The 20,344-nt window shown below is 42.5% G+C and carries 15 protein-coding genes; 5 read left to right on the top strand and 10 right to left on the bottom strand.

The window, feature by feature from the left end:
* Nucleotides 1-5: 5 nt before the first annotated feature.
* The 5 genes from E2K93_RS16550 to E2K93_RS16530 all read right to left on the bottom strand — a co-directional run bounded on the left by E2K93_RS16550 (nt 6) and on the right by E2K93_RS16530 (nt 7,615).
* Complete coding sequence (locus E2K93_RS16550) at nt 6-1,172, bottom strand: iron-containing alcohol dehydrogenase (protein WP_135440155.1); 1,167 nt, start codon at nt 1,170-1,172, stop codon at nt 6-8.
* 6 nt (nt 1,173-1,178) lie between these two features.
* Nucleotides 1,179-2,663: a flavin-containing monooxygenase gene (locus tag E2K93_RS16545; protein ID WP_135440154.1), complete on the bottom strand. Its 1,485-nt coding sequence runs from the start codon at nt 2,661-2,663 to the stop codon at nt 1,179-1,181.
* 130 nt (nt 2,664-2,793) lie between these two features.
* Nucleotides 2,794-3,489, bottom strand: coding sequence for a Crp/Fnr family transcriptional regulator (locus tag E2K93_RS16540; protein WP_135440153.1), 696 nt, complete (start codon nt 3,487-3,489; stop codon nt 2,794-2,796).
* A 70-nt stretch (nt 3,490-3,559) separates the two neighbouring features.
* On the bottom strand, nt 3,560-6,049 hold the full coding sequence (locus E2K93_RS16535; protein WP_228445376.1) for a TonB-dependent receptor: 2,490 nt from the start codon (nt 6,047-6,049) through the stop codon (nt 3,560-3,562).
* Between the two features lie 147 nt (nt 6,050-6,196).
* Nucleotides 6,197-7,615 carry an MFS transporter gene (locus E2K93_RS16530; protein ID WP_135440151.1) on the bottom strand — a complete coding sequence of 473 codons (1,419 nt, stop codon included), beginning with the start codon at nt 7,613-7,615 and terminating at the stop codon, nt 6,197-6,199.
* Between the two features lie 234 nt (nt 7,616-7,849).
* On the opposite strand from E2K93_RS16530, the gene E2K93_RS16525 reads away from it, so the two are divergent.
* The 4 genes from E2K93_RS16525 (at nt 7,850) to E2K93_RS16510 (ending at nt 12,926) form a co-directional block, all read left to right on the top strand.
* Nucleotides 7,850-9,409 (top strand): carboxylesterase/lipase family protein, encoded by a 1,560-nt coding sequence (locus E2K93_RS16525; protein WP_135440150.1) that lies wholly within the window; start codon nt 7,850-7,852, stop codon nt 9,407-9,409.
* A 121-nt stretch (nt 9,410-9,530) separates the two neighbouring features.
* Nucleotides 9,531-11,549 carry an NADPH-dependent 2,4-dienoyl-CoA reductase gene (locus E2K93_RS16520; protein WP_135440149.1) on the top strand — a complete coding sequence of 673 codons (2,019 nt, stop codon included), beginning with the start codon at nt 9,531-9,533 and terminating at the stop codon, nt 11,547-11,549.
* A 19-nt stretch (nt 11,550-11,568) separates the two neighbouring features.
* Nucleotides 11,569-12,093 carry a GDSL-type esterase/lipase family protein gene (locus tag E2K93_RS16515; RefSeq protein ID WP_228445374.1) on the top strand — a complete coding sequence of 175 codons (525 nt, stop codon included), beginning with the start codon at nt 11,569-11,571 and terminating at the stop codon, nt 12,091-12,093.
* Between the two features lie 17 nt (nt 12,094-12,110).
* The gene (locus E2K93_RS16510) at nt 12,111-12,926 is read left to right on the top strand and encodes an SDR family oxidoreductase (RefSeq protein WP_135440148.1); all 816 of its coding nucleotides are present in this window, start codon (nt 12,111-12,113) and stop codon (nt 12,924-12,926) included.
* Between the two features lie 135 nt (nt 12,927-13,061).
* On the opposite strand, the gene E2K93_RS16505 is transcribed toward E2K93_RS16510, so the two are convergent.
* The 5 genes from E2K93_RS16505 to E2K93_RS16485 all read right to left on the bottom strand — a co-directional run bounded on the left by E2K93_RS16505 (nt 13,062) and on the right by E2K93_RS16485 (nt 18,624).
* On the bottom strand, nt 13,062-14,072 hold the full coding sequence (locus E2K93_RS16505; protein WP_135440147.1) for an HAD family hydrolase: 1,011 nt from the start codon (nt 14,070-14,072) through the stop codon (nt 13,062-13,064).
* A 132-nt stretch (nt 14,073-14,204) separates the two neighbouring features.
* Nucleotides 14,205-15,383 (bottom strand): acetyl-CoA C-acyltransferase, encoded by a 1,179-nt coding sequence (locus E2K93_RS16500; RefSeq protein WP_135440146.1) that lies wholly within the window; start codon nt 15,381-15,383, stop codon nt 14,205-14,207.
* Between the two features lie 9 nt (nt 15,384-15,392).
* Nucleotides 15,393-16,313 carry an SDR family NAD(P)-dependent oxidoreductase gene (locus E2K93_RS16495; RefSeq protein WP_135440145.1) on the bottom strand — a complete coding sequence of 307 codons (921 nt, stop codon included), beginning with the start codon at nt 16,311-16,313 and terminating at the stop codon, nt 15,393-15,395.
* A gap of 97 nt (nt 16,314-16,410) precedes the next feature.
* Nucleotides 16,411-16,878, bottom strand: coding sequence for a MaoC family dehydratase (locus E2K93_RS16490; protein ID WP_135440144.1), 468 nt, complete (start codon nt 16,876-16,878; stop codon nt 16,411-16,413).
* A 27-nt stretch (nt 16,879-16,905) separates the two neighbouring features.
* Nucleotides 16,906-18,624 carry a class I adenylate-forming enzyme family protein gene (locus E2K93_RS16485; protein ID WP_135440143.1) on the bottom strand — a complete coding sequence of 573 codons (1,719 nt, stop codon included), beginning with the start codon at nt 18,622-18,624 and terminating at the stop codon, nt 16,906-16,908.
* A 341-nt stretch (nt 18,625-18,965) separates the two neighbouring features.
* Between E2K93_RS16485 and E2K93_RS17875 the strand changes: the two genes are divergently transcribed.
* Nucleotides 18,966-20,240, top strand: a complete 1,275-nt coding sequence (locus tag E2K93_RS17875; RefSeq protein ID WP_135440142.1) for a TetR/AcrR family transcriptional regulator — start codon at nt 18,966-18,968, stop codon at nt 20,238-20,240.
* Nucleotides 20,241-20,344 lie beyond the last annotated feature (104 nt).

The following is a 20,344-nucleotide window of genomic DNA, read 5'->3' as shown; positions in this document are numbered from 1 at the left end:
ACGAATTAAAAGCCTTTATAGGCCAATAAATAAATATCTTTTGCATCGGCTAAGTTCACAGGTTTTGGGTTATTAACCAATAAACGAGTTTGCAACATAGCGTCGTTCGCTAAGGTATCTAAATCAGCGTATTTAACACCTAGATATTTAAGGCTGGTCGGTAAATTCAGTTGCTTAATTAACTTGGCAATATAATCAATCAGAGCATGTGTTATCTGTTGCTGGCTTTGCGACATACAGATGGTGTTGTCGATGAAAGGCGCTAGCTGAGCATACAATTCACTGGCTGCACTGATGTTAAAACGTAAGACATGCGGCAATACAAGCGAGTTACTCAAGCCATGTGGAATATGAAAGTGTCCCCCCAATGGATACGCCAAGGCGTGCACTGCCGCGACGGGTGCATTAGCAAATGCTTGGCCTGCTAGACATGCACCCAACAACATCGCTTGTCTTGCTGCCAAATTTTTGCCATTAAACGTCGCCTCAACAATATTTTCAGACAGCAATTGCAACGCTTGTTTTGCCAATAGATCCGAATAAGGGTTCTTTTTAATTGCACTGGTGTAGGCTTCAATGGCATGAACCATAGCGTCTATCCCAGTCGCAGCTGTTACATGAGCTGGTAACTTCAAGGTCAATTCGGCATCAAGTAACGCCACATCCGGAAGCAATTTTGCTGAAACGACACCAGCTTTGGTAGTCTCGCCTGTGGTGACAATGGCAATAGGGGTCACTTCAGAACCTGTGCCTGCTGTGGTTGGTATCAGTACTAGAGGAAAACGTTCACCCTTAATCTGCTCTATGCCGTATATATCCTGCAGTTGCTCGTCACTAGAGGCTAACAGCGCGACTAATTTGGCGGTGTCCATAGAACTGCCACCACCAAAGCCTATGACCCCATCGACTGCATGTTGTTGCGCAAATTCAACCACTCGTTCGATCAGCGCATCTTGCGGATCAGCGCTAACGTCAGAGAAGATCTGAGCGCTAATATTGGCATCATTTAGACTGCTCATTATTGAGGTAAGTAAGCCGCAGTCAACAATCCCCTGATCAGTCACAATCAGCGGCTTTGCAATGTTAAGCTTGTTACAAATAGTCGCAATGTGTTTAATTGCGCCTATTTCGCTGACGATTGATTTTGTGGTTTCAAAAACGAATGCTTTCATAGTGACTTATCTGTACACGAACAGTTCATCATCAAGATTGACATTGGGCAGTACGTCTTTTTCTGACCAGTAATCTTGAGTGTGTTGCCACTCAGGTTTATTGCCACGCTTTGGCATTAGGTGCAACGAACGCAGCATATAACCGGGATTAAACTCGTCGGTGTTAATCCATGGCAATAACTCCATATCTTTGTCTTCTTCGCGCAACGTCATGGTGACTTGTTTAACCTGTTTGTCATCCATGTGTTTTAACAATCGACAAATAAAGTCACCGATCAAATCGACACGCAGTGTCCAACTTGCTCTAAAATAGCCCATAACCCATGCCATATTTGGCACATCGGTAAACATTAATCCTCTGTAGCCAACTTTTTCGGCAAAATTAATCGCTTGCTTATCAACCGAAAATTCAATCCCACCAAGTACCGATAGATTGAATCCGGTGGCAGAAATAATGATATCCGCGTCAAGCTGTTCACCGGACTTGAGTTGGATGCCTTGCGCATTAAAACACTCTATTTCGTCTGTTTTGATACTTGCCTTACCGCTACGAATACCGGCAAAAATATCCCCTTCAGGGACGACAGCAATTCGTTGTCGCCAAGGGTTGTATTGCGGCGTAAAATGTTTTTCAACATCAAAATCTGGCTCTAGATGCGCCTTAACACCGTCGATCAAAGCTTTTTTGACTTCCCCAGGGTAATCCTGAGCTAATTTAATAAAGCCTGCCTGCTCTTGCAGGATTTGTTGGCGTGCAATTTCATGAATCCAAGATTCATCAATATTAAGTTTGCGTAACTGTTCGACTAATTCATTTTCATTTTTACGTGGGAAAAAATAGGTTGGTGAGCGCTGCAGCAATGTGACGTGTTTACTCTGCCCTGCTATATTTGGTGCCAACGTCGCAGCGGTTGCTCCAGAACCAATAATAACGACCTTTTTGCCTTGATAATCTAGATTTTCAGGCCAGTTTTGCGGGTGAACCAACTCGCCAGCAAATTCATCCATGCCATCCCATTTAGGGGTATAACCTTTATCGTGCTTGTAATAGCCTTGGCACATCCACAAAAAATTGGCCGTAAATCGCTTGTTTTGCTGTGTTGCTTTGTCAAAGGCGGTAATTGTCCATAACTGGCTTTGGTTGCACCAATTTGCGGTTAACACATTATGGTTATAACGAATGTGATCATCTAAATGATTATCACTGATCACTTCATTCATATAGTTTAAAATCTCTTCACCAGACGCTATCGGCTTACCTGTCCATGGTTTAAAGCGATAGCCAAAGGTAAATAAGTCACTGTCGGAACGGATCCCTGGGTATTTATGTGTTAACCAGGTACCGCCAAAACTTTCCATACCATCCAATATACAAAAGCGTTTATTTGGATGTTGTTGCTGCAAATGATATGCCGATCCGATGCCTGAAATGCCGGCCCCTACGATCAACACATCAAAATGTTCATTGCCTGAATTAACTGCTGAATTCATAATTTTCCTAATTCAATCATCAGGACATAACATGTCCTGGTCTCTCTATGTTGCTTGAGTGTAACGCGGTCGCTTTCGTATTTTTGTCACCAAGGTGACACCTTTTCAAAGGTTGGTTAACCTCTGTCGGTTAATCATTTTTAAGCCGAGTATGTTCTTTTAATGCCGCCATATCTTTAACCAAATAGCGCAAGCCTCTGATGGCAATCACGCCGTCACTTTCCAAAGTTTTAATCACTTTATTTACTCGCTGTCTAGAGCCTAGCGTGAGATCGGCTATCTCTTGTTGGCTCATCTTTTTGTTAATCTGCACACCTAACTCAGTTTGTTGACCATAATGATGTGCAAACCAAAGCAGTCGCCCGGCTACTCTGGCACTAAGTGGATAGAACAACATTCCAGCAAGTAATTCACACATTTTTGCGGTACGGTCTGTTTGCTCGAGAAATAAGTTTTTATAAATAACTGGATGTTTATCAGCCAGATTTTGTACAACGTGCTTGGGAATTTCTAGTAGTTGAGAATCTTCTAGTGCCTGTGCTTCAAACATACGAATGGGCTTATCGGTTAAAGCAAACTCACCAAACCAAGCCCCGGTAGAAAACTCGGTAATGGCAAATTCTTGTCCTTGAATACTGCTAATTTTGACCCGAACAAAGCCAGACAAAACGCAATAAACATAATTTGACGTATCTTCTAATCGATATAGGTATGTTTTGTCTTTGTAGTGTTTTATGCGTGCAGACTTGGTTAATTCAGCTACCCCATTGTCAGGAAGCCCTTGAAACCAACTACACTCTTTCAATACTTGCTCAATTTGTTTCATTATATCGACCTAAACATAAGAGCAGTTCAGGTAGAAGCCACTTAACTAGTGGCCTCTACCTACTTTCTCGTTAGTAAAAGCTATAACGCAACTGCAATCCGTAGGTAATTGGATCGGATAATTCAGCCGCTTGCATTCGGGTTTGTGTTGATGGTGCGCTGTAGCGAAGTACATTGCGCTCATCGCCAGCGTTTTTCACAAACGCGGCAATCACAAAGGCCTCTTCTGGCGATGTCCAACTTAAACGGGCATCGATGCTGTCATAACTGTCCACTTTATCAATATCATCACGGTTAAATTCACGAGAATACTGTTCGCCAACATAGGAGTAGCTTGCGGTTAAAGCAATAGAACCCTTGTCGTTCAAATCGAAGTATTGCGTACCAGCGATACTAAACTTGTTTTCAGGTGCCATATTTAGCTGATTACCCGACAAGTCTTGAATCTCACATTCACCATAAAAAGCACAGGCGATAGAGTCGATAGCGGTAAATTCATCGTATTCAGATTCGTTATATGAATAGGTGGTATTGATCACTAAATCATCGGTAAGCAAAAACTGTAATTCAGCTTCAAGGCCAAGCACGGAGGCCTCAGCGGCATTATCAAATGACGATGTAATAACACCGGATTCTAACTTATCAGACTGCACCTGTAAGTCAGTGTAATCATAGTAATAAGCGGCTAAAGACAGATTCGCGCGATTATCAAACATCGATTTTTTATAACCAACTTCAAACGCTGTAAGCTCTTCTGGATCAACCAAGTCAGGATCGTCGGTCGCCGCAGCACCTAAGTTGAAACCACCTGAACGATAACCTGTTGCGACGTAACCGTATAACAAAGTGTCTTGGTTCATCTGCCAATCGGCTTGTAGGCGCCAAGTTACTTTACTCCAATCATCTTTTACTTTGTGTTGTGTTTGCGGCACAAATAAGTAAGTAAAAACATCATCAGAACCTTCTTTTTCATCTTCCGAATAGCGCAGGCCAGCGGTTAATGTCAGCTCATTTGTCATGTCATATTCAATTTGACCGTAAACTGCTTTCGATGTGGTTTCTAATTCATTTTGAGTTGAATATAGATAGCCTCCGTCACCTTCTGGCGTGGCTTTAAATGGTGCACCACCTAACAATGCAGCATTAAACTGATACAAGCTCAATTGCACACCGGGTAAACCTAAGAATGTACCGGTATCTGACGGCAGACCAAATTCAGGTGGGAAAGAACCATAGTACGCGTTGATTGCATCGCCTTGCATTAAGCCAAAGCCACGTTCAACAAAGTCATTGTATTGACTCTCTTCACTGTTGTAATAGTAAAGACCGGCAATAAAATTAAAGTTACCATCGAAATTCGAGATGAATTGCAATTCATGAGAACTGGTATCAACGTCTTGTTTGATACTTGTCGTCATATCTGACGCTAAGGTGATAGGTTCGCCAGTGATAGGGTTCGGTAGGTAGAACGGACCGCCTGGAATAAATGCACCGGTTGTTTCAGCGAACATCATGGAGAAGTCCATTGCACCATAGGCGGCGTTAGTTACATCACCATCCGCCAATGAATCGTAATCTAAGGTGTAATCACCGTAGATATATTTAACATCAATGTCGCCGACAGTGATGACATTGGTAAAGATAAAACGCTCGGTTTCAGAGCTTAAGTGGCCGACGGTATCGACATTGATTTTATTTTCGTCATCAACCGCTGGGTTAGCCATGGTGTAACCCGATAAATGATTCAATGCGACGGAGTTTGGATACATGCCGGGTAAATTGGCTGGGCCAATATTGATGTAATCCGTTGGGTATTCGTCTAGCAGATAACCAGGAGACGGATTTTCGTCACGATCGGTGTTCATATAACGTAATGAACTGGTCCAGTTTTCACTCCAATCCGCTTTCAATGTCGCCGAATAATATGTGCGGTCTTCATCGTCTAAGTCAGCGACACCTTCAGCAATGTTCTCTTGCAGTGCGTCACGTTCTTTTTTAGATACCGTTACGATAGCGGAGAAAATATCACCTAAACCACCGGTTACTTGGCCTTGAGTTAACAAATAGCCATCATTACCTGCTTCTAGGTTTATGTATCCACCAAAGTCTTTTTGCGGCTCGGTACTGATAAAGTTAATTGCACCACCGACGGCATTGCGACCATACAATGTACCTTGCGGCCCACGAAGTACCTCAATACGGTCAACGTCACAAAAGTTACAATAGCTAAATACACCATTTTCAGTGTTATAAACGCCGTCAGTATAAATACCAACACCCGGATCTGAACCTAACGATGTTGTTGGACGACCAACACCACGAATAGAGACACGATTTGAGGTAATAACCAGTGACGGTGAATATTGAACTAAGCCTTGTGCATCATCAATGCCCAAATCTTCCATTGAATCCGCATTAAATGCACTAACCGCTTGACCGGTTTCCATCAACGATGTTGCCCGTTTGGTTGATGTAACCTGAATCACTTCAATACCAGCTTCATCTGTATCAACAGCATCTTCTTGTGCGTAACCCGATGCACTAAAGCCAGTAACTAACATAGCGCAGGCCAAAGGCGATAATTTAAATCGCAAAGCCTTGTTGGTGATTTCCCTCATAAGTATCCTCGTTATTCTTGATGTTTTTGTTTTATTTTTATGTATCAAAGAGCCGCATATCTACGCATGCTTTTAATGGCCTTAGATGAGTTAGTTTTTTTGTTCGTTAAGTTGCATACAAATTTCTGTATGCTTGGTTTTATTTAGATCGTATTTAGTGGCGATATACGCCGAAATTAGGTAAATAAGCATAGGTACTGGACCTGCGATCATCCCCAAATCAAACAATGCCTCAGCACTCACTTGGGATACGTCGACTTGCTTTGGAAACGCAATAACGTCTAGGCCGATACCGGCAATTAACGTTCCTAAGCCAAACGTCGCTTTTTGGGCAAACGAATTGGCAGCAAAGAATATTCCTTCTTGGCGTTTACGAGTAGTGGTGGCGTGTAGGTCAGCAACATCGGCTAACATTGAGCCAATAATGATTCCCGCAGCAATGAAAAAGCTATAGCCCACAACGTAGGTAGAGAACAAAATAGGCATAATCATTGGCGAACCGTTTTCAGGTAACACGGTTAATAAACGCAATATGATTGGACTAAAACTAAATACTGTCGCGACCAATAGACAAAGCACTAAGCTCGGCATTTTGTCGATTTTTTTCGATAATACCGGGGCAATGATCGTTGCGGGTACTAATCCAACAACAATGGTTAATGTCAGTAAGGAAATTTCAGCTGGAGATAAGGCAAAAAAGTAACTGCCAATATAGAGCATAAACGTTGCACCCGCTCCACCGGCGACCATAGTCAATACTTGAACGATAAATATAAGGCGAAATGGACGTAACTTTAACGCTTCAGCAAACGCACGAAAACTTCGCTTAAAATCGACTTTCTTTTGGTCCTTGGGCGCCTTTGGTAAATGCGGAATGGTATTTTTAGTACCCAAGATACAAAACACCATGGCAACAAAGGCAATGACAGCCGCAAGTAGCCCTAACTGGCTATAGCCTTGAGCATTCAACATGCCATATGGGTTTTGCTCGGTCACTTTAAAAAAGGTGTTTAAGGCAATGACCGAAAGTGAGATGCCACCTACATAGCCTAAAAACGTTCGATAGCTGACAATTTTAGTGCGCTCTTGGTAATCTTTACTCAACTCAGCACCAAGCGCGTTGTGTGGTACATTAAATAGCGTCAACATCACACGTACAATGATTGACCAACACACTAGCCATAGAAACAAGCCTTGCTGATCGAGACCTGCAGGCGGTGAAAACAGCATAAACAATGACAGCGGAAACGGTATCACTGCTGCAATCATAAATGGATGCCTACGACCCCATTTAGAGTGCCAATTATCGGAAACATCGCCCATTAATGGATCGGTAATCGCATCAACAAGGAGGGCTATTAGTGCTGCAAAACCAGCCATAATGGCGGGCATTCCTAAGACCTGACTAAAATAAAAGACCACAAATGATTGAAACGCCGTGTCTTTAACGCCTTGAGAGATCTGACCTACACCATATGAAAACTTGGTAAAGAAAGTAAGTTTTAACATCTAATTCCTACCCTATTTATGCCATTAAAAAATGGGCACATTGGTAATAATAATTAATCTTTATGATTTGAACTTACAGTATGTAAATATAACTTACAAGAATTATTTAACAAAAAATTAAACAATAATATAGAGCAAAACGGCCTTGCAAATCGCTAAAAAGATAAACAATTTGCCAACAAATCGAACAAGTGGTATGTATTTATACCACACAGTATTACGGCAAGTACGCGCATGAGCACCAAGTCAAAAATTGAACAGCAGATAAAGCCATCAGCAACGCAAAAACGTCAGCGTCTGAACAATCAACCTCAAAATGACACGGCCATCACAACCCACCTCGGTATCGCATATGCTGCGCTTAAAACCAACACGCCTCGTTGGAGCTCGAGTCAGGTACGGTCAACCATAGAACAAACTAGCCAATCATTTGGCAATATTGCGCCGCAAACCTTCGACCATAACCCACTATTACAATACGCAAATGATTTAGCGCAAAGCGAAGATTGTTTGAACCTCAATATCTATGCGCCTCAGTCAGACAAAAAACTGCCTGTTATGGTCTGGATACATGGTGGCGGTTTTCTAAACGGTGCCGGTTCACAACCTATTTATGATGCGAAAACCCTCGCCGCTAACGCCAATGTTGTGGTCGTTACCATTAATTATAGACTGGGGGTGCTTGGTTATTTACGGCTGTGCGATGTTAGCAATAATAAGATTCAATCAACCGGCAATGAAGGACTTGGTGATCAGATCACCGCGTTGAAATGGGTTAAAAAGCATATCCATGCGTTTTCTGGGGATGCGAATAACGTGACAGTATTCGGTGAATCTGCCGGTGCAATGAGCATTGCTTGCTTACTTGCCTCGCCATTAGCAAACACCTTGTTTCACAAAGCTATATTACAAAGTGGCGCAGCTCATACCTACGCGACCAAAGAGCAAGCTAACCGCATTGCTCAACGTTTTGTTTGCTATGCTGAGCAGCAAGGTTACTCGTTGGATGATTTGACAACGATACCAAGCGAAAAAATAATGAGCTTGCAACAAGGTTTTTTAACCGACCTATCTGTTTACAAAAAATTTGGCATTTTGCCATTTAAACCGGTCATTGATGGCACCACCCTGACTATTGCGCCCCATGAAGCAATCGCACAAGGCAACGCAAAACACATCACCTTAATAAGCGGCACTAACAGTGATGAATGGGCATATTTTGCCGCCCTGTTAGGACAAAACATAACCACAGACAAAGCCTTGCTCAGGTCAATAACATCGCTCGTTGGCGAGCAAAACATCGAACAATGCTTGGCATTAACAGATCAACAAATTAGCCATAGGCAACACCAGGTAGCTATCACACCACAAGATCGCCTTAATGAGGTGTTATCTGAGTATTGGTTTGGCCAGCCAAGTCATCGTTTACTTGATAAGCACATATCTGCAGGTGGTCACGGCTATGGCTACAAACTGTCTCGTCGGTCAGTGATACCAAGTTTGGGTTGCCCCCACATTGCCGATATTGGTTTGGTGTTTGGTAATTTAGATAAAGCTTTTTATGGTAGCGAACCGAGAGTGGCTGAGCTAAGTAGGCAAATGCAGTCTTATTGGGCAGCAATTGCTTACCTTGATCCAATATCACCGTATCTAAAAAATTGGCCTAGCTACAAAGATAACGGCACGGTTATGGTGTTGCACTTTGGTCATGACCAAACGAAACAACAGCAAGTCAATGATGAGACAATCGCCTTTTGGCAAAAAATAAGCGATCAGCAACTTGCGTCATTTTGACAAACCCGACAATCAAGAATGCAGCATATAACCGCACAAAACTAATTTGAACCTTTAGTATGTTTATTTACTTAAAAATATAATATAGTGACAAAACTTGTTACTTTATGGCGACATTTACATGCCTTTTGAAAAATTACTCAGCCCAATAACGTTGGGCTCTACAACAATAAAAAATCGCTTATTAATGGGCTCTATGCATACCAATCTCGAAGAAGTCGAACATGGTTTCCAGAGAATGGCAGCATTTTATAAAGAACGAGTTGTTGGTGGTGTAGGCCTTATTGTAACCGGCGGCATTGGCCCTAACGAGGAAGGAGCGGTAGCCAAAGGAGCTGCCTTAATGGTCACAGCAGACGATGCCAAAAACCACGAAGTCATTACCCGTACGGTACATCAACATGGCGGTAAAATTTGCATGCAAATCCTGCATGCAGGCCGTTACGCCTATAATCCCGAGTTGGTTGCACCTAGCGCAATTCAGGCCCCTATTAACCCGTTTATGCCTCGCGAATTAACTAGCGATGATGTAGAACAACAAATTGAAGATTTTGTCCGTTGTGCAAGGTTAGCAAAGCAGGCTGGTTACGATGGTGTCGAGATCATGGGCTCTGAAGGCTATCTAATAAATCAATTTATTGTCGAGCATACTAATAAACGGACGGACCAATGGGGTGGCGAGTATAAAAACCGCATTCGTTTTCCACTAGAAATTATCAAGCGAACTCGCCAATGCATCGGCGATGACTTTATTATTATCTACCGACTATCAATGTTGGACTTAATAGAAAACGGCAGTTCACAACAAGAAGTACTTCAGCTTGCTAAAGAAGTCGAAAAAGCTGGGGCGACAGTAATTAACACTGGCATAGGCTGGCATGAAGCTCGAGTACCGACCATTGCGACATCGGTTCCAAGAGCGTTATTTGCGAAAATCAGCAAGCAGGTTAAAGACATTGTCGATATCCCGGTGATCACCAGTAATCGCATCAACACACCAGAGGTTGCTGAGCAAATACTCAATGATGGCTATGCCGATATGGTGTCTATGGCGCGCCCTCTTCTTGCTGATCCCGAATTTATCAACAAAGCCAAAGCGGATAAAAGTGATAACATTAATACCTGTATCGCCTGTAACCAAGCATGCCTAGATCATACCTTTGACAATAAAATATCGTCTTGCTTGGTTAACCCTCGCGCTGCCAATGAAACCTTACTGAATTTTTTAACAACCACAAATGCGAAACATATCGCTGTTGTTGGCGCAGGTCCTGCTGGTATGGCATTCGCCACCTATGCAGCACAGCGCGGTCATAAAGTTAGTTTATTTGATAAGCATGAAGAAATTGGCGGCCAATTCAACTTAGCAAAACAAATTCCGGGTAAAGAAGAGTTTCATGAAACAATCCGTTATTTCGGTAAACGATTAGCTCACGAGAATATCAGCATGCATTTAGGCTGCGAGGTGAGAGCGACCATGTTGGTTGATTTTGATGAAGTCGTACTGGCAACCGGTATTGCGCCACGGACACCAGATATAAAAGGCATTAATCACAGCAAGGTTGTCAGTTATACCGAAGTGCTCAATAAAACAGTTGCTATCGGTAAGCGTGTGGCAATCATTGGCGCCGGTGGCATTGGTTTTGATGTTGCCGAGTATCTAAGCCACCAGGGCACATCGCCAGCACTGGACAAACAGCTTTATGCCAAAGAATGGGGTATCGACTTAAATAATCGCCAGCGCGGAGGTTTGCAGCCAAAACACATAACGCCAAGCGCGAGAGATATTTATTTATTACAGCGTAAAGCCAGTAAGGTAGGTAAAGATCTCGGTAAAACAACTGGCTGGATCCACAGAGCAAGTTTAAAGAACAAGCATGTCGCAATGTTATCAAATGTCCAATACCGAGAAATTAGCGATCATGGCCTAGAAATTAGTATCGACGGCGAGATTCAACTACTCGAGGTTGACCATGTGGTTATTTGTGCAGGCCAAATGTCCTTTAAACCACTACACTGCGAGTTACTCGATGTGGGCTATGAAAAGCCCATTCACGTGATTGGCGGCGCAGATGTAGCAGCAGAGTTAGACGCCAAACGCGCCATCAATCAAGCAGCATGGTTGGCAGCGGATATATAACTAGCCAATAGAGGTGAACATGCTAGATATTGTGATGATCGGCAGTAGTATTTTTGAATTTTGGGGCACACCAAAGTGGTCTAGCTTAGCGGTTTCAAACAACGCCATTCGCAGTACAGTTAGTGCTGATTGGTTACAAGCCGATTTAACCAAACTACCAGAGGCAAGACACATTATCGTCTATTGCGGTAGTAATGATTTGGTCTTTGGCAATGATACCTTGCACATAATTAACAACGTACAGCGGTTGTTAAAGCAACTAAAAACCACCTTTCCTGCGACTCATATAGGGTATTTTTCCATTATTAAATGTCCGCAAAAGCAAGCGGCGAAACAACTTGGCGTAATTGACGAGATTAATGGTCGCATTAAAGATTTTTGTGGCAATCAATATCGCTATTTTGAGTTTAATGATTTCATCACTAATGACCCCAAGTGGTTTGTCGATGATGGTTTGCATTTAACAGAGCAGGCCTATGCCATGCTTGACACAAAAATCGCACCAATATTGCAACAATGGCGTAATGATTTAGCCAATAAATAACACTATAAAGGCACAATATGAGTAATTTATTTTCTGTTAAAGGCAAGACAGCCATTGTCACTGGTGGTTCTCGAAGTATTGGAAAAATGATCAGCAAAGGGTTGGTGGAACACGGCGTAAAAACCTACATAACGGCTCGAAATGAAGCCCAATTGCAGGCCACAGCTATCGAGCTATCAAATCTTGTTGACGACAGTCTATGCATTCCTATTGTGGCTGACTTATCTAGCTTAGAAGGCATTAATGCTTTTGTTGAAACCATAAAACAAAGCGAAGACAAGATTGACATTTTAATCAACAATGCTGGTGCAACATGGGGGGCGAGCTTTACTGAGTTCCCTGAGGTTGGCTGGGATAAGGTAATGAATTTAAATGCAAAGTCACCATTTTTCTTAACCCAAAAGTTATTACCATTGTTATCTCACAGTGCCCATGCAGAGCATCCTGCCCGAGTGGTCAACATTGCCTCAATTAATGCATTTAACAACCCAAGAATGAGCAATTATTCCTATTCAGCTAGCAAAGCGGCGGTTGTGCAAATGACCCGTCATTTAGCTGCCGATCTGGTAAAAAAACACATTAATATTAATGCCATTGCACCAGGATTCTTTTTAAGCAAAATGACAAAGTATGCTGTAGAGAACAAAAAAACGGAGCAATTTGTTAAACAAATGGTGCCCAAAGAGCGTTTAGGTAATGGTGATGATATCGCTGGCAGTGTCATTTATTTATGTTCAAAAGCCTCAAACTGGATGACGGGTCATACTCTAGTTTTAGATGGCGGTGTCATCGCCAGCAGCGGTTATGGTGAGTATTCTGGCTTTCTCGATTAACGACCGATTGACTGCGACTGACAATAGCGCAGGTATAACCGCTAGATAATACCTTGGCGTGTGATACTTCAGGGCATTCTTTATGATTCTGATTTGCAATCATTGATTCAGCTGAAGTTGACCATTTTAGAGTTATTATTGGCTTGGATATATGCGTTTCCAATCTTGTTTCATATCCACTATCAGCCAACCTTGTGATTGCGCCTGTTGTAAACCTTTATCAAGTTGACCTATTTGTGACTTCGCATCATACGCCCACTCTCGATTTGCATCCGTATGATGTATAAGCATCGCTAATCGCAACCCATCACCTTCACTCACGTATTTTAACATTGGTAAGTCACCATCTGAATTACCAAAAGCGGCAAGCGGACGTCGACCAATGTGGTTGTTAATCGCAATAACTTTGTTTTCTTTGTTATTATAAAAAGCCATCGTTGGCAGTCTTTTTATAATGGTTTTGTCAGCCTCCGTGGCAAGTTCTTGCGCCATGACACTCCCTATTACCTGTTCAGGGGGAATGCCATACACCTGTGATGACCAAGCTCGTATAAACTCGATACCACCGCCTGAAACAATGTATGTTTTAAATTCGTTGGCTCTGAAGTATTCGAGCAATTCCAACATAGGTTGATAAACCATACTGGTAATCGGTTTTTGTGTGACTGGGTGTTTCGCGGTAGCGATCCAAGCAGCGACAATCGTTTGATACTCAAGGTCACTCATGCCGGTATTTGCTGCCATGACGATATCATTAACCGCAGATGCGGAACTGCTAAAAGCTGCTTTAACATCCCCTTTCAATATAAGGGAAAACGGCGGCTTCGTTTGCCACTCAGGGTGCTGAGACGCCAAGCTATGGATGCGCTCAATTGCAAATAACAGCTGCGCGTAAATGGGTTGTTCTGCCCATAACGTACCGTCATTATCAAACGTAACGATGCGCTCATTGACGGCAACAAAGTCCACACTGTCTTTATTGGTAACGCGACTAACAAAATCAATAATTGCTTGTTTACTTTTGCCATCTTGCCATGACGGCAATGGCTCGGTAGTCGATGCCATGGCAAGAGTAAAAAAAAGCATCGCAAACGTTGCACTAATAAACGCTATTGAGCGACGTCTAAGATGAGTATTGATAGGCATAATAATCCTTAACTGTTGACCGTAATAGCGGTCTATTTTGGCAACTAAAAAGCGATACAACTAACTATATACATCAATAGAGAGGTATGAGTAAGCTCCACCGCGCTGATTTCAGTCGTTATTTATAGTTATTTAAAGCACTTCAAACAGCCCTGCCGCGCCCATACCGCCACCGACACACATGGTGACAACAACATATTTTGCACCACGGCGCTTACCCTCAATTAGCGCGTGACCGACCATTCGAGCCCCACTCATACCGTAAGGGTGACCAATTGATATCGCGCCACCGCTTACATTTAGCTTTTCCATTGGAATTTTTAACGTATCAGCGCAATACAAGACTTGCACAGCAAACGCTTCGTTAAGTTCAAACAGACCAATATCATCGACCGTTAGGCCGTGTTGTTTGAGTAATTTTGGTACCGCATATATCGGGCCTATCCCCATTTCATCCGGTTCACAACCGGCAACAGCGATACCCATATAGCGGCCTAGTGGCTGCAAGCCTCTTTGTTCTGCCAGGGTCGCTTCCATCAGTACGGATGCAGACGCACCATCTGATAATTGACTGGCATTACCTGCGGTAATACACCCCCCTTCAATGACAGTTCTCAGACCAGCTAAACTGTCCGCTGTCGTCGCGCGTATACCTTCGTCAGCAGATAGCGTCACCTCATGAAAAGACACTTCTTTGGTTTCTTTATCCATGACCGCTTTGGTGGTGGTCATCGGCACAATCTCAGTATCGTAATGGCCAGCTTGTGCAGCCGCCGCCGTGCGCTGCTGGCTCAATAAGCCGTATTCATCTTGGCGTTCACGGCTTATGTTATAACGCTGTGCAACGATTTCAGCTGTTTGTAGCATTGGCATGTATATATCATTATGCATACCAACTAATTGCTTATCGACCGCCATGTGTGTATTCATATGTTCATTTTGAACAAGAGAAATCGACTCAATACCAGCCCCTATTGCCACCTCCATACCATCATGAATGATTTGTTTCGCGGCAGTTGCAATAGCCATTAAACCTGACGAACATTGACGATCTAACGTCATCCCACTAACACTCACCGGCAAGCCACCCGCTAAGGCGGCTTGTCGACCGATGTTCATACTGGTTGTGCCTTGCTGCATGGCACACCCCATGATTACATCTTCGACTTGCCCACCTTCGATGCCTGCGCGCTCAATCGCATGCTTGATGGCATGGCCACCCAGTGTAGGTGCCGTCGTCATATTAAACGCGCCTCGATAAGCTTTACCGATAGGCGTGCGTGCGGTTGAAACGATTACTGCATCTCTCATGATTCGCTCCTATTTGGCTGTTAAGTCAACGCCAAGTGAAGCCGCAGCTTTACCAACGTATTTGTTTGTTTGCATCCAACCGGCTGTAATTTCCTGGGCATTATTTTCATCGTCAATGTCATTCCACATAGCGAGAATGTTTTCAGGTGTTTGCTCTTCAGGTGTAAGATAGATACCGTCGGTTTCTTTAATTACTGCACGAGCATAACCGCCAGCGCCACAGCCTAAAATGGTTCGATTAGGAGAGTTTTCACATACAAGAGCCAATAAGCCATTAGTTACTGATTCAACTGTCATCAGTTCTAACACGCGTTTATCGTCAATTAATTCTTCCGTCATCGCGGTACGAGCCGTCGGCGAAAGACAATTTACATTGATGTTGTATTTAGCACCTTCAATACATAAGGTGTTCATAAAGCCAACAACAGCCATTTTTGCCGCACCATAATTCGCCTGGCCAAAGTTACCGTACAACCCCGATGAAGATGTGGTCATCACAATTCGACCGTATTGTTGCTTCTTCATAATGTCCCATACCGCTTTGGTACAGTTTACCGAGCCCATAACATGAACATCCAACACCAATTTAAAATCAGCGATATCCATATTACCAAACGATTTATCACGTAAAATACCGGCATTATTGACCAGAATATCAACTCGCCCCCACTTTGCCATTGTTTGCGCTACCATATCTTGGACTTGCTCAATGTTAGCAACATTAGCGCCATGAGCCATGGCTTCGCCACCTGCTGCTTCTATCTCAAGTACCGTAGCTAAGGCGCCTTCAGACATTGCGCCGTCTGGACCTGCTAAATCATTAACAACAACTTTTGCACCACGTGCAGCCAACATTAACGCGTGTGATCGACCTAGCCCTGCACCAGCGCCCGTTACTATGGCCACTTGGCCGTCATATCTTACCGACATAAAATCCTCTATCTATCTTATAAACCGTTAATAATTAATGGTTTAAATGGTTATTTTTTGAATTGGTTTTATTTTGTTTTAGTTTGCTTTTGATTTTCTACTCTGTTTCGATAATCGTCATGGTCAGCCACTGCGCCGTTAATGCCGGTTTCGCTTCGCCTTCGATTTCAACCGTTACATCCCAGGTATATAAAAATTGACCTGGACGTTTTTCAATCACGTCGGTTAAAACCATCTGACCGCGAACACGACTATCGACTTTTACCGGTTGTAAAAAACGAATTTTTTCGAATCCGTAATTTAACCCCATAACCGTATTCTCAAGGTTAATCGCAGCGTCATAGGCAATAGCAGAAAATAGCGATAAAGATAAAAACCCATGCGCAATGGTGCCACCAAAAGGTGAACTTTTAGCCTTTTCGGGGTCGACATGAATGTACTGCATATCATGAGTCGCTTCGCCAAATTGATTAATTTGTTGCTGAGTTATCGTAAACCAACGGGAAACACCGGTTTGTTGACCAATGTAGTTCGGAAGCTCTTTTGCGTTTATTTCAATTGTCATCGTTTTTACTCATAAAGTGAGGCCAAATTATTGGCCAAACATGCTAACCAATGTTCGTTTATCTATTTTTCCCGAGCCTAATCGAGGTAGTTTATCTTCGACTAGCCAAATCTGCTGTGGCACTTTAAATTGCGCTAAATGTTGGCCAACAAAATCTTTTAACTGGATTTCGTTTACTGCCGTACTATCGGCAACATAAACCACGGCAGCAACGGCCTCACCAAGCCGTTCATCTGAAACAGAAAAAACTGCAGCTTCAATAACTTGTGCATGTTTATAAAGGGTTGATTCAACCTCAAAGCAAGAAATATTCTCGCCGCCTCTGATAATGATATCCTTGGCTCGATCGACAATAAAAACAAAGCCATCGGTATCAAGATAACCAATATCTCCGGTACGAAAATATCCGTTTACAAACGCCTCTTTTGTGGCGTTATCATCGCGCCAATATTGGTTTATATTGGAGATGGATTTAATAACAATTTCACCAATATCGCCTATTTCTAAAGGTTGATTGTTGTCATCTAGAATCTGAACTTCAACAATTGGTGGCGTTGGTAAACCGGCACTGTTTGGCTTAAGAAGATAATCTGCAGGGCCATTAACGGCGCCTAAGGCATTGGTTTCAGTTAAACCATAGCCACAACTCGGATTGCCGCTGCTGAATGAATCATATATTTTTCTTACGTGCTCTGCCGGCCTTGCCGCACCTCCTGCACACACGTCAAGTAATGAGCTTAAATCATAGTGATCACGCATCGGGTGATCCATTAGCTCCATTGACATAGTCGGTACCCCATTAAAATAGGTAATACGTTCTTGCTCGATAAGTTTCAGTGCATGCTCCGCGTCCCAATAAGGCATCATCACCGTTTTGCGACCCGCGATCATCGACAGTAAAAATAAAGTATGACAACCGGTAACATGAAATAGTGGAACCGTCATTAATGCGGCTGCAGGGTATGGAGACGGCGTGCTGATATCGGCATTAGCAATCGCTGCTGCGTTTCCTAACATCAACCATGTATTGACTGCGGTTAAGATACTTTCGTGAGAAGATACTGCACCTTTTGGTGTTCCCGTTGAGCCGGAAGTATAAAATATCGTCGCAATATCAGTGGTTTGAACGCCGTTAGTGATTTCGCCACGCCCGGTATATTGAGCGCAGAGTTGCTCAATATTGTGCAAATGGCTTTGCGCTTGATTGGGTCTGGCAATAACAAAAGGTAAATTTTTACCGTCTAGCCAGTTGGCTAATAAGCTATAACGTTTGTCATCAGCGATAACCAATACAGCCTGACTGTGTTCAATCACTTGCGTAAATTCTTCGCACTGCCACCATGCATTCAAAGGTACTGCTACCGCACCAATTAAGGTAATGCCCATAAACGCCACTATCCAATCTGGATAATTACGCATAGCAATAGCGATTCTATCGCCTTTTTGTACATTAAACTCTTGTTCTAATGCATGACCAAAAGCCGTGGCTTGTTGATATATATTTGCAAAGCTAATTCTCTCATCTTTATAAATAATAAATTCGCCATGCTCAAACGTATCTGCCGCCGTTTTGTACATATCACCTAAGTTATTTGGAAGATTTTCAAATGCCGTATAGTCAATATTGTTTCTGTTTTTTTTGGTTACTGCAAAAGGTTGACCTGCTGCAGTAATTTTCATTATTTCGTCAACAACTTTGTCTGCCGATACTTGATCAATTGTAATATCTTGATTTTTCAAGCTCATATTTTTATCCCGCAAAGCCACCCAGAACAGCAACCGCTAACATCGAGTTGCCATGAAGCTTTACAATTTATTTATAATTTAACTAATTTGAACTTACAGTATGTTTTAATTGCGCGCAAGTATTTCAACGCTAAAATTTGCTCACATTAGTATTTGCATATATTCGATGGATATATTTTTTCTAGTTTTGACAATCACTTAAGGTCTCGAAAAGTAACACCAGTGAATTTAATGAAGAACAAACGTGCTAACTTTTATTGTTATTGAACAAAGCTTGCGGATAACTTAGAATGGATTTTGAACATTAAGTATGCTTTTTGACTCAATTAAAGTGATTACAAATGCCAAGTTTTAATAATAAAAAAATTACCTCGCCATTTAGCAAGACAAATCAGCATGATGAAAAATATAAAACCATCATATCTGCTGCGTCCGAGCTATTTAATATTCATGGCACGCGAGGAACCACGCTGGCGCAAATTGCACAGCGTTTAGAACTTACCAAAACAAGCCTTTATTATTACGTCAAAACCAAACAAGAATTGGTACACCAATGTTATCTAAATACCTGTATTGAAATGCAAGACATGGTAAATACAGCGATAGAATCAGACGGCTCAGCGTTGGCTAAAATTGAGCTGTTATTAAAGCTTAATTTTGATTGCTGGAATGATATAAGCAATGGCAACCGCGGTCACTTAGCAGGTTTAACTGAAATTGCCTCGTTGTCTAGCAAGCACCAGCAAGAAATATCCGAATATTATCGCTGGTTGGTAAAACAGGTGATTGAGTTAATCAACGCTGGCCGATTAGATAACACTATTCAAGAGCAAGTCAGTGCCGGTAAAACCGCCAACGCGATTATCGGTACGCTGTTTTGGTTGCCAGTGTGGCTAGAGTCCGTTGACCAAGACAAACGCCATGACGCATTTGAGCAATGGGTATCTGTTATTAAATACGGCATCAAAAGCTCAAAGACGCCCTTCTCATTCACCTGGACAGATTTACAAGACGATAAGTTGGCGCCGACAGGTTTCGACCGAAAAGAGCAAAACCGTAAAAAACAAGAAGCGTTTTTTAAAGTCGGCACCATGTTTTTTAATCAAAAAGGCTTTAAAGGCACATCATTAGATGAATTAGCGCAATCATTGGGTGTTACTAAAGGTGCTTTTTATTACCATATTAAGAATAAAGACGATTTACTCATTAAGTGTTTTGAAAGAACATTAATGATTGAAGAAAATGTTTTGCAAAATGCATTAGCGAGCGAATCTTCAGGCATCGATAAATTAGCATCGGCAATGCAACATTTATTTGCCATTCAAATTGGCGATCAAGGACCGTTGATTCGATACGCAACGATGTGGTCCCTATCATTAGACAAACGCAAAGAAATGCAAGTAGCCACCAGTGCTATAAGACGTCTGTTTGGCGAGTTAATCAGTCAGGGGGTTAATGACAACTCGATTAGAGGGGTAGACCCATTTGTTACGCAGAATATTTGTGCGGGCGCTATAGAGTCGATACCAGATATGACCGCAAGCATGAAAAAATATGATGCAAAAACAGACGCGAGCGATTACTTCCACCTTATTTTTAACGGCATAGCTAGCTGATAGCGAGTTGCTATCTGACTAAGTACATAACAATCATTTGTTTATATATTGCTTGCCACACGCAGCGATAATCCCATCGGTAAAGCGCTTTTTCCTTAGTTGCG

This window comes from Thalassotalea sp. HSM 43 (genome assembly GCF_004752005.1).
Lineage (GTDB): Bacteria > Pseudomonadota > Gammaproteobacteria > Enterobacterales > Alteromonadaceae > Thalassotalea_A.
The sequence above is the reverse complement of the archived record's forward strand: the minus strand, read 5'-3'. Positions and strand labels throughout refer to the sequence as shown.

Bases quoted from the DNA above. Each gene is read 5' to 3' on its own strand.
- E2K93_RS16550 (WP_135440155.1), bottom strand. From the start codon at position 1,172: ATGAAAGCATTCGTTTTTGAAACCACAAAATCAATCGTCAGCGAAATA.
- E2K93_RS16545 (WP_135440154.1), bottom strand. From the start codon at position 2,663: ATGAATTCAGCAGTTAATTCAGGCAATGAACATTTTGATGTGTTGATC.
- E2K93_RS16540 (WP_135440153.1), bottom strand. From the start codon at position 3,489: ATGAAACAAATTGAGCAAGTATTGAAAGAGTGTAGTTGGTTTCAAGGG.
- E2K93_RS16535 (WP_228445376.1), bottom strand. From the start codon at position 6,049: ATGTTAGTTACTGGCTTTAGTGCATCGGGTTACGCACAAGAAGATGCT.
- E2K93_RS16530 (WP_135440151.1), bottom strand. From the start codon at position 7,615: ATGTTAAAACTTACTTTCTTTACCAAGTTTTCATATGGTGTAGGTCAG.
- E2K93_RS16525 (WP_135440150.1), top strand. From the start codon at position 7,850: ATGAGCACCAAGTCAAAAATTGAACAGCAGATAAAGCCATCAGCAACG.
- E2K93_RS16520 (WP_135440149.1), top strand. From the start codon at position 9,531: ATGCCTTTTGAAAAATTACTCAGCCCAATAACGTTGGGCTCTACAACA.
- E2K93_RS16515 (WP_228445374.1), top strand. From the start codon at position 11,569: ATGCTAGATATTGTGATGATCGGCAGTAGTATTTTTGAATTTTGGGGC.
- E2K93_RS16510 (WP_135440148.1), top strand. From the start codon at position 12,111: ATGAGTAATTTATTTTCTGTTAAAGGCAAGACAGCCATTGTCACTGGT.
- E2K93_RS16505 (WP_135440147.1), bottom strand. From the start codon at position 14,072: ATGCCTATCAATACTCATCTTAGACGTCGCTCAATAGCGTTTATTAGT.
- E2K93_RS16500 (WP_135440146.1), bottom strand. From the start codon at position 15,383: ATGAGAGATGCAGTAATCGTTTCAACCGCACGCACGCCTATCGGTAAA.
- E2K93_RS16495 (WP_135440145.1), bottom strand. From the start codon at position 16,313: ATGTCGGTAAGATATGACGGCCAAGTGGCCATAGTAACGGGCGCTGGT.
- E2K93_RS16490 (WP_135440144.1), bottom strand. From the start codon at position 16,878: ATGACAATTGAAATAAACGCAAAAGAGCTTCCGAACTACATTGGTCAA.
- E2K93_RS16485 (WP_135440143.1), bottom strand. From the start codon at position 18,624: ATGAGCTTGAAAAATCAAGATATTACAATTGATCAAGTATCGGCAGAC.
- E2K93_RS17875 (WP_135440142.1), top strand. From the start codon at position 18,966: ATGCCAAGTTTTAATAATAAAAAAATTACCTCGCCATTTAGCAAGACA.